The following is a 15,018-nucleotide window of genomic DNA, read 5'->3' on the forward strand; positions in this document are numbered from 1 at the left end:
AATCACCTCTATTTCCACTTTATTAGTTTACTTGTAGTTCATTTTATTTCATTGCATGAAGGATATCAATAAGGAAATTGAGCTTTTTCACACAAAAAATCCATCCTGATCCTTAAGCTTCGGACCGCAAGATGGATTTTGGGAGCAAGCATTATTCCTAAGATATAACTTAAAAAACACTTTGTATGTTTACTGTTGATTAGCTTTAAGCTGAGCATTAAAGATTTCCAGCAGCTCTTCTTCATCTGCAAGCTTGGAAAAGTACTGCTCAAGACTGGTTCCGAACACTTCGATCTCTTCGGTCGTCAATCCCAGCTGGTCATGTGTTGCGAAATTCGGAATCATCTCCCGGTAGATTTCGAACCTCTTCGGTGTATGTTCAAGCTCTGTACGCACCCCTTCGGCTATGCGTTTTTCGGCTGGCAGTGTTAAAGTGTGTCTGCGGATTAGGGTCTGTACTTCCTCTGATAACATAAAGTCAGCCAGCCGTTCTGCTTCTTTCTTTAATGAAGAGGCAGCGCTAACAGCTAAGCCTGTGCTCAGCAGAAGCGTTTGTCCCCCCCTCGCTCTGGGCAGCTGCGCAATGTCAAATGGAAAATCAGCATCCGCCAGTTCATTCAGCCGATAATAAGTCGTCAGAATAACGGATACCTTTTGCTGCTTGAACAGCTTCTCGACATCATGGTGACTAAATGACATAACTAAAGGGAAGAGGCCGTCCTCATGCATTAGCTCCCTCATCTCGTGAAACGGATCCAGCATGCTGGGATCGGGAAGCTTCAGCTTTCCATCCCCCCTCTCGAAGGACGCTCCATTCTGCAGCAGCAAAATCGGCCAGCGGTTGATCGAAGCCAAGCGGAAGAAAAAACCATACCGTTTCGGATACTGATTCGGACGGCACAGCTTCCTCAGCGTACTTCGCAAGTCCTGCCAGCTCCAGCTGCTGTCTGGCTCAAACACACGCTCTTCCCGAAAATGATTGAGATTGTAGCACATAATAACCGGTGAGAATATAAACGGCCGCACAACAGACCGCCCATCCTCTTCCGCAAACAGCTCGTTAAGAAACGGATAGGTACTTTCCTTCAACGGATAGGACTCCAAGAGCGAGAACAGCTGATTTTGCCGAAAATATAAATAGTCAAAATGGTTCATCGCCATCACATCAACGATCCCATGCATGATGAACTGCCGGATAGCCTCGGGATTGGCATATGGCAGTGTAATCACTTCCAGGCGGATTTCCGGATGCTTCTGCTGAAACAACTCCAGAAGCTCTGGCATCTTGGTTTCCGATTCCATTGATGGATACAGTCCGAATCGGAGCACCGTCTGCTCAGCTAGTGAAACAACTTGTGTGCCTACCCGCGGGATTTTGCGAATGAGCCCCTCCTCCACCAGCCTCTCCATCACCGCACGAACTGAATTTTTGCTAAGTTCAAACTGCTCGGCTAGCGCTGTTTCGGATGGCAGATAATCCCCTATCTGATAAGTCCCGTTGGAGAGCTTCGTCCGTATGTGAGACAATAACAGGTTGGAGCGCTCTTGAAAGGTTTTGCGGTCAGGCTTGGCCATAGGCCCATCTCCTCTTGGTCGCTTTATTGCTTATCAAAAAGTAAAAAACCGGTTGCAATCCATACACATTCTACCAAAAACAAACCATGCCGGACAATCCATCAGCTTTTATGCACCCGTTTGCGATCAAAAAAATTAGCTACCAAAGCCAGCCAGTCCTTGATATCCTGGATTATATTAATCATATTGCATAATTCGTTTTTACCTGCAGAGAGCAAGTAGGCCAAGGTCACCGTTTTAACTAAATCTTGTTGGATTCAACCTCTCTAGAAAGTTATGCAAAATGCTAATTATCATTTACTTGAACGAACCAGGAGGCGGGTTAGCTATGATTTTAGAAGCGGTTATGCTGCAGGTTAAAGAAGGAATGGAAGAAGAGTATGAGGAGGCCTTTAGCAAAGCGTCCAGTATTATCTCATCTATGAAAGGTTATCTGCATCACGAATTGCAGCGCTGTATGGATGTCAAGGGCAAATATTTGTTGCTGGTGAAATGGGAAACGCTCGAAGATCATACGGTTGGGTTCCGGCAATCGAAACAATACTTGGAGTGGAAAGCATTACTGCATCATTTCTATGATCCTTTCCCTACGGTCGAGCATTTTGAGAAGGTAGCTCTTTCTTGATTTATACGGCTAAAAGGGCGCCAGTATTTCAGCCCCACAAAGCGAGACGCCGGCTTTGCTTTTGAAGCGGCGTCATCCCCTTTGCGGGTAACTGAATTAGCAAATGTGTTTTTGGCCTAATTCGAATCATCAACAAGCGGCAACAAGATATAGACCAAGGAAAAGCAGCTTGATCTATATCTTTTTTGATAATAAACACACTTTTGAGATTTTAACCGGAAGCTGAATTTATGAAGATGGCTGAATTTTTTACAACGCCTTACAGCGTCTCCACATCCAGCGTAAACCCTTCGATCACAGCATCTTCATCAATCTCGATCAAGATGCAGCGTCTGCCTTGATGATTCACCTGTTTCACATACTTTAAATCCTGGGGGCTGATGGAGATCGTTGCCACCTTGGTATCAATTTTGATCGATTTCTTCGTAAACTTCGGCATGACTGCACTGGCATTCAGCTCGTAATGCTTGTCATCGACGATCGTCTGGAAAGCCTGCTCAACCTTTTCCTGCGTCACATCCTTCACACCGCTTGCCCTGAGCACCCGTTCCACATCTTTCGAATCCAGCTTGGGAAGCTCCTCTTCCTCCTCGTTCGTCTCGATAACCTGTTGGATTTCCTCGTAAACATGGGCCAGCGTGGCGCTTTCCAGCCTATCTCCTGCTACTTCCTTTACAATCTCTTCAAAGTATACGCGCTCTTCACGCGCCGTCACTTTCTTCTCCGCGTTCAACACCTGATCGATAAAGTCTTCCTTGAGCTCGTTTCCCTTGCCCGCACAATATAAAATACGGTTTACATCGGAAGCGTTGTCTGTCACGCTCGGGTAGAAGAAACCATGCTCCGGCGAGCTCAGCTTAATAATCGGATCAACTACGAAATTGTATTTAAATTCTCTCTCCACATAGTCGAACAACAGCGTCTTGCGCTGCTGCTCTGTACTGTTGATGCTGCACAAGATGAACGGATGCTTGTACATTTCATCCCGCCCGTCCGTTTCGGCTTCCTCATTGCTTGCCTTGGTCTGCCGGAAGTACTCTCCGCGAATGAAGGTGACGACCATATCGCGCTCGTACTGCTTGTCCTTCAGCATCTTTTCCACCAGCAGCAGCATCAGATCCCGCCACTCTTCCTTGTTTTCAGTGGACAGCGCCTGGTACAGCAGGATTTTGGCCGGCTCTTCCGCTTCCTCCTGAAACCGTAACTCAAACAGCTTATGATCCAATTCTCCGGTCAGCAGCTTTTTGAAATTAGCCATGTATAACTCCTGCTTCTCCCGATCAAGCATGCCGAAAGGCTGATATTCATCATGATAAACCTCGTTGCTCTCCTTCATAATGTATACGTTCAGCATATCAAAAATTTGAAGCAAATCATGGTCCAGCTTAAACTGTTTGCGAATATGTGCTAGTTCTTTCTTTATCATCGTAAGACTGACAACTCCTAAGATGGGATATAAACCTGTTGCTATTTAGCTGGCTTGCCAGCGTGCGAATGCAACACCCAGCGGCAGCCAGCGCGGGCAGCGGCAGCGCGGGCAGCGGCGCTATTTGGCCATTTTGGTTGGCTTGGAAATTCCAACGCTCGTAAGAAGACTATCGATTACCTGTGAATAACTGTGTGCAGATAGCAGTGAGGCCTTTTTGCAGCCTTCTTCGAATTTTAACGCTCGCCATTGTCCTTATTTGAGCAGTATCAAGGGGTTCAAAATTGTAACGCTCGCCATTGTCCTTATTTGAGCAGTATCAAGGGGTTCAAAATTGTAACGCTCGCTATCATCCCTATTTTGATTCAGATTGCGGTTTTTCCGATTTTTTGACTTCAATAAGAGCGAGGGCGAGCGTTACATTCCTAACAAGTGCAGCGCCAGCGTAGCGCTGAGCGTACCCCGCAAACCGCTAAAAGTCACAGGGTATCGTGATAGATAGGCAAACATAACAGTCCAATTCTATCATATTTTAAAAGTAAAAAAAGAGAACTCCCAACCAGCTTTTAGCATCATGGAAAATCGATTCGCTCCTCTTTTCGAACATGCAGCAGGCTCCTGTATCGCTCCCCATGATTATCGCTGCAGAAAATAGCTGATCCTTAATTCCGAGCAAAGACTTTGGAAAAAAAGTGTGTTTTACTCCGAAAAATAGGCACCTACTCCTAAAAAAGATTTAGCAACAGAAAAAGAGCGTCCTGCCCGCTCGCTCCGCGATTAAAAACTAAACTAGTTCATAAGAGCAAATAATACATATGTATAATGCTGCCTTACTCCCTATCCCTTCTGTTTTCTTCTAGACCAAACGACCACGGGGATAAGAAGCAAAGACAAGAAGCCTCCTGCTAATGAAAGTATCGAATAGCTGGTTTGAGCTGCTACCATACCGGACAATGCACCGCCAGCCGCTCAAGCTAAGGCGATCAGAACATCCACACTCCCTTGAGTTTTTGCCCGTACTTGTGGAGGTGTCGCATCTACGATAGCTGCTGTCCCGCTAATCAAGCCAAAATTCCAGCCAATTCCGAGAAGCGCCAGAGCAAGCATAATAAACAGCATAGAATCGCCAGGAGCAAAAGCAGCAAGCAACCCTGCCAAGAGCAACGTAACACCCGAAGCGTAAGACATCCGTCTTCGCCCAAACTTGTCAACCAGGAAACCGGTAACTAAAGAGGGAAGATACATCGCTGCGACATGGATACCAATAACGAGTCCCACAGCTTCCAGGCCATGTCCGTGATGAGTCATATGAATAGGAGTCATAGTCATAATAGCTACCATTACAATTTGGGTTAATACCATCACTGTAGCTCCCACGATAAGGCCGGGTCTATGAGTATTCAGCTCGTGTGCACTCGTTCCTGCCTGGGCACTCGTTCCCGCCTGCACACTCGTTCCTGCTTGCGAATTCAAACTCGCCTGCGGGTTCGTATCCCTATTAGCTGCCTCCCTTTCTCTTAATCTTTTTTCATTTGCAATTGCTTTGGCTACAATGAATGGATCAGGACGAAGGAAAATCATGAGTATCAATCCAGCCAAGGTGAAAGCTGCGGCTGCCAGCATGAAAGGTCCTGTCAACGCAGGGGCACCTAATGAAGTCGCAATCTTCCCGGTAACGTTTACTAGATTCGGTCCAGCAACCGCTCCAAAGGTTGTGAACACCATGGCCATACTGATCGCTCTCGCCCGCTCGGTCGGCAGTGCCAAATCTGTTCCTGCATATCTGGCTTGCAAGTTTGTCGCCGTACCGGCCCCATATATCAACAACGAGAGAAAGAGCAGTGGAAGCTGATTGAAGACAGCTGCAAGAATAACCCCAACCGCCCCTGCTCCCCCGGCCAGAAAGCCCATAGCAAGACCGATTCGCCGGCCTAAACGCTGAGAGATACGCCCGACTAGCAGTGCTGCACTTGCAGAACCAAGCGTAATTAAGGCCGCCGGTATTCCGGCAAAGCTATCTGTACCAAGCATATCTTGAGCGAGCAGAGCCCCTACAGTTACGCCGGCAGCTAGTCCAGCCCCACCAAAAATTTGAGAAGCGATTACGATCATCATCGTTCTTTTGTACAATTGGCGCTGTTTTTCCGGTGAATCCACGTATTTCCTCCATGGATTTGGGGGAGTTTCTCTATTTGCTTCAACTCGTATCGCGTCCTCTGGCATTTGCAATTTCCCCCATACTATACTAATCAGTTTTAATGCTTAATTTTAAAAATATAATAACAAAAAAATTGAAAGTTCTATCACAGTAGCATACATGCTAGATATAACCGCGATTAGGCACTAATACCGGTTACTGTAATATCATGAAACAGCTCGTCCAACTGATGGGCCGTATATGGGGTCCCTTGTTCCATCCACCAATGCAGCAGCGTCCAAAAAGAACCAAGAATATATGTCACGAGCACCCCGTCAGGCAGTTCTTTCAATACGCCTGCACCACGCCATTGACGAATCTCATCCTCGATGATCGATTGAAGCATCTGCTTCATATGATAGAGCACCGCTGTCCCCTGCTTGCCGACTACAGCCGCATACACCTTCCGATGACCTTGTACATGCTGCAGCATAGCCAAGCTGAACCTGAAACGAATTCCTCCTCCCTCCACTTCATCGGAACCAGGCTTCTGTTCCTGTAAAAAGCTTAAGAGCTGATCGATACAATCTAGGAGCAGCTTTTCCTTATCCTCATAATGAAAATAGAACGTCGAACGGCCAATATTGGCGCGTACGCTCAAGTCTTGCACGGTAACCGCCTCATAGCCTTTCTCCACGATCAAGTCCAATAACGCTTCTTGCAATAGAGCGCGTGTTTTTTGCACTCTCCGATCCGTCACTGCTTTCATGGGCCCCTCCGATTCCTATTGAACACAAGTTTGATAAATGTCCAATATCTGACATTGTCACCTGAATTGATTATTCCTGGTCCTTATTATACCTGATACAATCGAACAAAGTGTTCAACAACTCACGGAAATATACGAGGAGGCAAAAGCATGAGCATAGCAATGATTCGATACCGAAAATCGGCCCTCAAGATACATAGAATCAGTATCGGACTGTGGATTACGGCTGGTGGCATTATGCTGCTAGGCGCCGTCCTGAAAAATAAAGCCTGGATCAGTGCTGCATATACGTTCATTTTTCATCCCGCGATGGCTGTCGCGATGATTACGGGAATCTATCTGATTCTTGTTGGAAAAGGGAAGTTATTTAAAAAAGGTTGGTTTTGGGTGAAAGTTTTCTTCCTGCTAGGTTCAATGCTGTTCATGGGTTTATACCTTAACCCTTTACTTAATAGCGGAACGGACATTACTCCGATCTATCCAATCAGCATCGCATTCTATATAATCTTGTTGTTGATCATCCTCCTCCTGTCTATGAAAAAACTGAAGTCACGGTCGGCGAAAAGAGCACGAAAAGATATGGAGGTTTCATGAATTCTAGGCAAAAAGTCAGTCGATAGAAAAAACTGTTATCTTAACCTGCTGCCAGCACAGCTGACCGATTTGCATTAATTTAGACATAAAAAGCAGTCCGATTATAAAAAGGCAGCCCCCAATCATGGCGGGCCTGCCTTTTTCATAGTGCACCTGTATAGTTGTACCTGCAAAGTGCATTTGCATTGTCCTGCATATGCACCAGCAAAGTGCACTTGCATTGTGCACTTGCATTGTGCTCCTGCATAGTGCAACCTGCATTGTGCACCTGGTGCACGTATAGTTACTAGTTCCTATACCGCCGATTCGCCTTCGGTGTCATCAGACTGGACTTTTGGCGTTAGAATCGACAGGAGTAATTCCTTGTCCGGAGACAGCAGGGTTGTTCCCGGCGGCAGCTCTATATTTTCAGCTAGAAGTGTATCGCCAATATTCAGCTCGCTAATATCGACGCTGATGGATGAAACCAATTGGTGAGGCAATGCTTTGACTTCGATGAATGAGCTCTGCGTCTGCAAGATGCCGCCCAGCTTCGTCCCCTTAGGAATACCCATATAAGTTATCCCTACTCTAGAACGAACAAATTCATCCGTCTTTACGCGGAGAAAATCTACATGAATATAATCGCGCGTAACAGGATCACGCTGCAATCCTTCCAGCAATACCGGGATTTTCTCAGAATCTCCTATTTGGATATCCACCAGCCGCGATCCAGCTCCTCGAATCCAACGTTTGAATTCCCGCAGCGAAATATGGATCATGCTGCTTTCCTGGCCTGGTCCCATTATTGAGCCCGGAAGGCGCCCCTTGCTACGCAGGCCCTTCAGGCTTGACTTATTCATAGGTAATCTTGGTTCCGCTGCAAAACATGCTCTCATCATTACAACACTCCTTGGTCAACGATAATAGTTTGTGCTCCCAAAATCTCTATCCGTCATAAAGAATATTTGATTTCGTCCCCCTGACCGGGGGATATAAAGAGCACCATGACATCACCGCCTTAACTCATAGTAATGATCGTCGTGCATATAAGATGAAGGCATCCCGCCTCGGTAAGAAGCGAAATGCCTTGTGAACTACCATAGCACAAACCTGGCAGCTTGTCGACAACCGTGAGCGTTTTGCTGAGAGTTGGAAATTACTGTATACTATTTATATAGGTTGAGGAGGGGCGTTCGGATGATAGTTAGAAAGACAGAAGGAACAGATAACCACGCACTTAGTGCTCTGGCCTACCGCTCAAAAGCTTATTGGGGAATTCCAAGGAGTTTCTGGACAACTGTCGGTAAGATTTGACCGTTTACTGAGGAGTACATTGCCGATAATCCAGTTTTTCCTGCCCGAAAGCTGCCTTTAATGAAAGTGAGAGTCCTTTGATAATCAGCCAAGGCGAAAACAAACAGAAAGGGTGGTGAGAATGGGTAAAGAAGCTGTTGGGAACACCGGCGAACGTCCGGATTTTTCTAAAGATATGTCTGTAGCACAGTTTGACAGCCATTATTGGTACCTGGCGGAGCTTAAGGATATTTGCCGTAAATATGGGCTTTCGGCTTCCGGGACAAAGGCGGAGCTAACCGCACGAATTCGGCTATTATTGCTTGGCGAAATCGCATCCGACCAGCGGCAATCTCATACAGCCGCAAGAAAGAAACAGGAGCTGGGCGAGATTACGCTGAATACTCGTCTCATCCCCGATGGTTTCAAATTCAATCAGCAGGCCAGACAGTTTTTCGCTGCATATTACGGGAAACAGACGTTTTCTTTTACAAAGGAAATGGCAGCAGCCCTGCGGGATGCTGAGCGGCGCGGCGACCATGATATGACCGTAGCCGATTTGCTCGACATCTATGAAGGCAAGAAAATAATAACCAATCCTGACGAACGTTCTTACCAATGGAACCAATTTGTCAAGGATTTCAATAGCGATCCACTCTCGCAACACATCGCAAAAAATCGGATGAAGGTCGCGGCGGCGTTATGGCGGAAGGTGCGCGACAACCCAGGTGATAAGCGGTATTCCTCCGCGCTATTGCAAGAGTATCTGCACGAGGCGGACTTAACGGACATGGATAGTTAAACGGATTGGGATATTAAAGTTTGAAAGGTGCAGAGCGTATCCATTGACAATTCTACCAATTGATACGCTCTATACTTTTTAGATACATCAATCCTTGTCCCAATCCGCCATCGGCCGTTAGCCTTTTCGTTGCTGTTTCGTTGCTGCCAACGCTAGAAAGCCCAAGTCCCCATTGCGGGGATTTGGGCTTTCGTCCAGCGGATGATTCATTATCTCCTGCCGCTTCCGCTGAGCAGGAGCTCATCATACAGCTCCGCCAATGTCGATACGGTCACAGTCGGAGCGACAGAGCGATTGCCAGCCCCTGGCGCGAGTGAGTGGCGCACCCAGACAGTCTTCATCCCGGCCTGGTCCGCACCGGTGATATCGGTAGCCAGATTGTCGCCGATCATAACGCATTCTTCCGGAACAACGCCGTACTCGCACATTGCCAGCTCGTATAGCCAAGCGTGCGGCTTGCCGATGCTGACCACAGGACGGCCAGTAATGGACTTGACGGCAGCAAGCAAGGAGCCGGTCTCGGGGATGAGCCGTCCGTCCTCACCCGGATGAGAATAATCCGGGTTCGTGCTGATCAAGCGCGCTCCAAGGGCGATCTCGTTGACGATTTGTTCCAGTTTGAGGTAATCAAATTCTGTATCACGTCCGACAACGATGACCTCGGCAGGATCAGCTTCCTCCCAGTCCAGGACGCGATGGCCAGCATTCGCTAGCGCCTCGCTCAAGCTTGGACTACCTGCTGCTTTCACTCTCACCCGGCCATATTCCTTCCGCAAGTAACCGGCAACTGCCTCCGTGGCGCTAACAATCAGCTCATCTTCGAGACGAAGCCCCATTTCTATCAATCTTTTGCGAATTTCTACGGCATTTTCCCGCGAATTGTTTGTGATGAAACCGACCCTGTAGCCTTGGTGGCGAAGCAGGTCCAGCAATTCGTTAGCCCGTCCAGCCAGCTTTCGCCCGAAGCAGATACAGCCATCGAGGTCAAAAAACAAAGCGCGGATGCCCTCCATCCATCGATTCATCCCAAAGCTCCGATCTTTTTTGTATCGTTAATCTATTGGCCCGTAATCACTTCGTACCACAAGCTTTTTCACATCAAAGATTGCACGTACCAACTCATAACGCAACACACTCTTTTTATCGTATCACTTTGTATCTTAATCTTGATCTATATCTTGATCTATATCCTGATCTTTATATGGCTCAAAACTTAAACTAGTGGTTGACAACAAAGGAGGAAATCACTACGGGGAATGAGGGGACCTCCGATCGCTGTTAGCATATGCTCCCGAAGTTGCTTTCCTTCCTTCGGAAAGCTTGGACTCCCTCTTCCCCTCCGCTTCTGCTATCTTATACTGTCAACCTCTAATTATTAGAGTGAGCCCTTTATCTTGATCTTTATCTTTATCTTTTTCTATCACGATGGATTTCTTATCCAGCCAGTTCTACTCAAAAAACTGTCGATTATGCTTTAACGTTAACGTGGTTGGGCCGTTCGTATCACATAATCGTCCAGCGGATCCGTGCCGCCCTCGCCCTCCAGCAAAATGACTTCGAAATGCGGAACGCCGCCGCGCATTTTGACGGCCAAGATGTGATGGATGTCGCCCTTTCCGTCGAAGCAGTGCAAACCGCCTGTTTTGCCCATCTGAATATATTGTCGCTCTAGTTTCTCGGTAACTTCCAAATAATGCACGTGGCCGGCTACGACTGTGTACGGCCGATTCATCAGGAGCGCCTCCAGCCGCTCGAAGATCTTGTCCGGCTTTTTCCAGGCAGGCTGGTGCATACAGACGAATGTCCAGTCTACGTCCGCATTGTCGGCTAACACCCTCTCGAAAAAGTCGATCTGCTCGCCACTCAGGTGCGGGTGGATGAGCATGTCCTCGGACAGCTTGAATAATGCCGCAGCATAGTCCCCTGCCAGATCACGAATCACATCATTGAACAGCATTTGCGGATTACGGATTAACGCCCGGTTGGCCTGCTGTATCAGTTCCAGCGCAGGCTCAGGAAGCGGCAGCGGAGCCGTCTCCGTATTCGCGATCAGGAATAGCGTACGGTCATAGCGAAACGCGTAATAGTCGACCCCTTTTCGCTCGCGCCACACCCGGATCATCGCTTCCGTCCCATAATCGTGGTTGCCGACCGTCTGGAACACCGGTATGCCTAATCCTGCCAGCAGCGGATCGATACGATTCCACTCTTCGTGCGCCTCTGCCTCGTCTGTCCAATATCCCTCCACCAGATCGCCGATAGAGACGATGAAGTCGGGATTGAGCTTCTTCGCAGCTTCCAGCCCCTTCTCGAACATTCCATAGACCGCCCCGCCGGTTCGGTCACTAATGAAGGCGAAATCGTAATCACCTCCCCGCGGGACCGGCATTTCCCCGAACCACGGGCCTTTATCGGTGCTGAACTTGTTATCATCAGTGAAAAGTTTGCGAATGCTCATCGCTGAATCCTCCTATTTCCTTTATTATTTAAGGCGCTATAAGCGCATTAGCTTGCTTGGCCGCTTCCCTCATAGCTTCTTCCGGCGTCTTCTGACCCTGCAGCGCAGCCTGGATCTGGTCGCTGATGATCTTCTGCACGCGGGAGCCGCCTTGACCCGGAAAGTTAAACCACGGCACCATTTCGTCGATCTGTTCATACGTCGCTTTATAGACCGGGTTTTCCTCTAAAAATGTCTGCATCTCGGGATCGTCCAGCGCTGTCTGCCGGGATACCATATAGCCGGTTGACGTTGAGATTTGGACGGAGCGCTTCGGATCAATCAGGAACTTGATGAAATCCCAAGCCGCCTCCTGCTTCTCCGGGTCAGCGGTAAATATCATCAAATTTGAGCCGCCGGCCGGCACGATGCGTTTGCCGTTATATGTCGGGAACGGAGCAGTGCGCAATTCATATTGAGCCGTCGGCAGAATCATGCCTAGACCCGCAGTTGTGTTGACGAGCATGGACACGTCCCCTCTCGCCATCGATTCAAACGTCTGCATCTGCTGGAGCAGCGGCATCGACTTGGCATTGATCACCATGTCGGCCACCATGCGGACTGCGTTCACGCTCGCATCGGTATCGAGGCCGACCGTCTTGCCGTCAGCGGACATCATGGTGCCGCCGTAGGTCTCCATAAGCGCCTGAAACAGCCAGCCGAAATCAATCGGTACGCTGGCGCCAAAGCGGCCATCACGGGTCAACTGCCCGGCAAATTCCGGGAATTCTTCCCAAGTCTGCGGCGGCTTGTCCGGGTCGAGTCCGGCCTCCCGGAAATGATCGGCATTGTAATACAGAATCGGGGTGCTGATGCCATACGGCAGCCCGATCAGCTGTCCCTGTTCGTTCTTGCCCAAATTCAACATAGTCGGAAAATAATCCGTCATATCATATCCATCCCGCTCAATGAACGGTTCGAGCGGCACCGCGTTCATGACGTCATTGGCAAACCGGGTATACAAGAGACCGTTAGCTACGACTTCAGGCATTTTCCTGGCCGCCGCCTGCACCTGCAGCTTCTCTACGATCCCTTCATAGCCGTCCTGAACGAACACGGCGGTTACCTTAACGTTGCTCTGAGAGTTGTTGTACTCCTCCACCAGGGAGTCGATCAATTCGCCGCCCCAAATGTTCCAAAATTCGATTTCCACCGGTGCTGATGCTTGCGGCGATGCCGCGCCCGCTGAACCGGTTGTGCCGGTCGTGCCATTCGCACCTTTCGTACCGTTCGCATCTTTCGTACCGGCCGCCCCATTCGCACCGGTCCCGCAAGCCGCCATCGCGATGGCCAGCAGGAGCAGCAGCAAGATTGTCATTATTTTTTTCATGACCATTCTCTCCTGTCCGTTTGATAGGTTATTAGGATCTATGTGAACCAGAGCGATCCGCTATCCTTTCAGTCCGCTCTGGGCAAATCCGTCAACGATGTAGCGCTGGGCAATCAGATACAGCAGCAGCACCGGGATCATGGACAAGGCGGCGACAGCCATCGTCCCTCCCCAATTCATCTGCGTCTCGCTGCGGAAATATTGGAACGCCAGCGGCAAAGGCATCATGTCCGGATCGGTCAGCACGAGAAGCGGCCAGTTGAATTCATTAAAGTTGGCCAGGAACGCAATAACGCCAAGCGTCCAGAGCATCGTGCCGGACATGCGGATGTACACTATCCATAACACCCGCAAGGGACCGCATCCGTCAATCGTGGCTGCCTCCGCCAATTCCTTCGGGATCATCAGGAACGACTGCCTCAGCAGGAAGATCGCAAATCCGCTGGCCAGGTGCGGAACGATCACTCCGGCTAACGTGTTCAGCGCATTCATCTGGTTAACGATGAGATACGTTGGCACAAGCGTTACCTGCATAGGGACCATCATGGTCATAAGCACGAACAGGAACAGCATGTCCCGGCCGGGAAATCGATAATAGGCAAAAGCAAAAGCCGCACAAACACCGATGAACAATTGACCGAATGTCTGCAGCACACCGATGCGCAAGCTATTGAACAGCCACCGGAAAAACGGTACATTGGTCAAACTCTGGATGTAATTTTCCCAGTGCAGCGGGCCTGTCCAGACGAGATGACCGGAGAAGACGTATTCTTCCGATCTTAACGAGATCGATAACATCCAGATGATCGGCACCATCGCCAGCAGAGCAAGAACAGCCAGCAGCACATGCTTCCCCGTCTCCTCCGTCAATCTCCATAAGCGGATCATTGCCGCCACTCCTTTCGTTTGGAATTTCGTTTGCAATTTTCGTTTGGAATCATGAATAGTGAACCGAACTCCGGGACAGGCGGAGCTGAACAGCTGTGATGAGCAGGACAATGGCGAACAGAATGACGGAGATGGCTGCCGCCTTGCCGATGCTGAAGAACTGGAACGCTTCTTGATATAACTGGTATACAAGCACGTTTGAAGAATTATTCGGGCCGCCGTTCGTCATGATTTTGATCAGTGCGAAATTTTGAAACGATGAGATGACCCCCATAATGATGATGAACAGCGTGATCGGCGAGAGCAGCGGCAGCGTTAAATGGACTAACCGGCGGAAGCGGCCTGCACCGTCTAGCTCGGCGGCCTCGTATAACCCTTTGTCGATCGCCTTCAATCCGGATACGTACAGCAGCATCTCGTAGCCGAAGCTTTTCCAAATCCCCACGATAGCTACCGCCCATAACGCCGTAGAACTGTTCGACAGCCAGTTCGGACCGTTGATCCCGAAAAGTGAAAGCAATTTGTTGATGATACCGCTCTGATAGTCGTACATCAGACTCCAGATGATGGCGATGACGGCGATCGACGAGATGACCGGCAGGTAAAAGATGAACCGGTACACCGTCCTCCCCCGCTGCAGGCTCTCGATGAGCAGCGCCAGCCCGAGACCGATCGCAATGGAAGCGGGCAGCGTCATCAGCAAATACAGAAACGTATTAAGCAGTGACTTCCAGAACACTTCGTCATGCATAAGCGCCGCATAGTTGGACAAACCGACAAACGTCCGCTCCGGACTGATCATGTTCCACTGCTGGAAGCTAAGCAGCAAAGTGTACAAGAACGGGTAGATAAAAAACACGGCGTACAACAACAATGCGGGCAGCAAAAACAAGAAGGGCAGAAGCAGCATTTTTCGGCGATATCCTATCTTCAGCTTGGTCATGGTAACTCCTCTCTTTCCGCAATTGTCTTTGCAGGGAAAAGGTGCTGCGAAACGGAAAAAAGCTCATCCCAACAATTAATAAAGGCACTAAGCCCGTATCATTGTTGTTCAGAGCTTTCTCTTCGTTCATCACTCTAAACAAAAATCGCGAAGATTA

At 48.9% G+C, this 15,018-nt stretch carries 13 protein-coding genes; 3 read left to right on the forward strand and 10 right to left on the reverse strand.

The window, feature by feature from the left end; all coding sequences use genetic code 11:
• Positions 1–189: 189 nt before the first annotated feature.
• On the reverse strand, positions 190–1,575 hold the full coding sequence (locus tag PSHG_RS15400) for an extracellular solute-binding protein (RefSeq protein ID WP_010274343.1): 1,386 nt from the start codon (positions 1,573–1,575) through the stop codon (positions 190–192).
• Between the two features lie 328 nt (positions 1,576–1,903).
• Between PSHG_RS15400 and PSHG_RS15410 the strand changes: the two genes are divergently transcribed.
• The gene (locus PSHG_RS15410) at positions 1,904–2,200 is read left to right on the forward strand and encodes an antibiotic biosynthesis monooxygenase family protein (protein ID WP_010274345.1); all 297 of its coding nucleotides are present in this window, start codon (positions 1,904–1,906) and stop codon (positions 2,198–2,200) included.
• Between the two features lie 259 nt (positions 2,201–2,459).
• Here PSHG_RS15410 and PSHG_RS15415 read toward each other — a convergent pair whose 3' ends face one another.
• From PSHG_RS15415 to PSHG_RS29445, 3 genes are all read right to left on the reverse strand, one after another.
• Positions 2,460–3,626 carry a DUF4317 domain-containing protein gene (locus PSHG_RS15415; protein ID WP_010274348.1) on the reverse strand — a complete coding sequence of 389 codons (1,167 nt, stop codon included), beginning with the start codon at positions 3,624–3,626 and terminating at the stop codon, positions 2,460–2,462.
• Positions 3,627–4,595: 969 nt separating this feature from the next.
• Positions 4,596–5,741, reverse strand: coding sequence for an MFS transporter (locus PSHG_RS27770; RefSeq protein WP_392392017.1), 1,146 nt, complete (start codon positions 5,739–5,741; stop codon positions 4,596–4,598).
• A gap of 221 nt (positions 5,742–5,962) precedes the next feature.
• Positions 5,963–6,532, reverse strand: a complete 570-nt coding sequence (locus PSHG_RS29445; RefSeq protein WP_010274353.1) for a TetR/AcrR family transcriptional regulator — start codon at positions 6,530–6,532, stop codon at positions 5,963–5,965.
• 150 nt (positions 6,533–6,682) lie between these two features.
• On the opposite strand from PSHG_RS29445, the gene PSHG_RS15430 reads away from it, so the two are divergent.
• The gene (locus PSHG_RS15430; protein WP_010274354.1) at positions 6,683–7,126 is read left to right on the forward strand and encodes a hypothetical protein; all 444 of its coding nucleotides are present in this window, start codon (positions 6,683–6,685) and stop codon (positions 7,124–7,126) included.
• A gap of 293 nt (positions 7,127–7,419) precedes the next feature.
• Here the strand turns inward: PSHG_RS15430 and PSHG_RS15440 are convergent, their stop codons facing one another.
• Complete coding sequence (locus tag PSHG_RS15440; RefSeq protein WP_316244841.1) at positions 7,420–8,007, reverse strand: 50S ribosomal protein L25; 588 nt, start codon at positions 8,005–8,007, stop codon at positions 7,420–7,422.
• A gap of 536 nt (positions 8,008–8,543) precedes the next feature.
• Here PSHG_RS15440 and PSHG_RS15450 point away from each other — a divergent pair.
• Positions 8,544–9,203, forward strand: coding sequence for an SAP domain-containing protein (locus tag PSHG_RS15450; RefSeq protein WP_010274357.1), 660 nt, complete (start codon positions 8,544–8,546; stop codon positions 9,201–9,203).
• A gap of 209 nt (positions 9,204–9,412) precedes the next feature.
• Here PSHG_RS15450 and PSHG_RS15460 read toward each other — a convergent pair whose 3' ends face one another.
• From PSHG_RS15460 to PSHG_RS15480, 5 genes are all read right to left on the reverse strand, one after another.
• The gene (locus tag PSHG_RS15460) at positions 9,413–10,228 is read right to left on the reverse strand and encodes an HAD-IIA family hydrolase (protein ID WP_081505157.1); all 816 of its coding nucleotides are present in this window, start codon (positions 10,226–10,228) and stop codon (positions 9,413–9,415) included.
• Positions 10,229–10,683: 455 nt separating this feature from the next.
• Positions 10,684–11,661: a metallophosphoesterase family protein gene (locus PSHG_RS27785; RefSeq protein ID WP_010274359.1), complete on the reverse strand. Its 978-nt coding sequence runs from the start codon at positions 11,659–11,661 to the stop codon at positions 10,684–10,686.
• Positions 11,662–11,689: 28 nt separating this feature from the next.
• On the reverse strand, positions 11,690–13,030 hold the full coding sequence (locus tag PSHG_RS15470) for an ABC transporter substrate-binding protein (protein WP_010274360.1): 1,341 nt from the start codon (positions 13,028–13,030) through the stop codon (positions 11,690–11,692).
• Between the two features lie 60 nt (positions 13,031–13,090).
• Positions 13,091–13,918 (reverse strand): carbohydrate ABC transporter permease, encoded by an 828-nt coding sequence (locus PSHG_RS15475; protein ID WP_010274362.1) that lies wholly within the window; start codon positions 13,916–13,918, stop codon positions 13,091–13,093.
• Positions 13,919–13,967: 49 nt separating this feature from the next.
• Positions 13,968–14,861: a carbohydrate ABC transporter permease gene (locus tag PSHG_RS15480; protein ID WP_010274364.1), complete on the reverse strand. Its 894-nt coding sequence runs from the start codon at positions 14,859–14,861 to the stop codon at positions 13,968–13,970.
• Positions 14,862–15,018 lie beyond the last annotated feature (157 nt).

Source organism: Paenibacillus senegalensis JC66, assembly GCF_000285515.1.
Taxonomy (GTDB): Bacteria; Bacillota; Bacilli; order Paenibacillales; family NBRC-103111; genus Paenibacillus_L; species Paenibacillus_L senegalensis.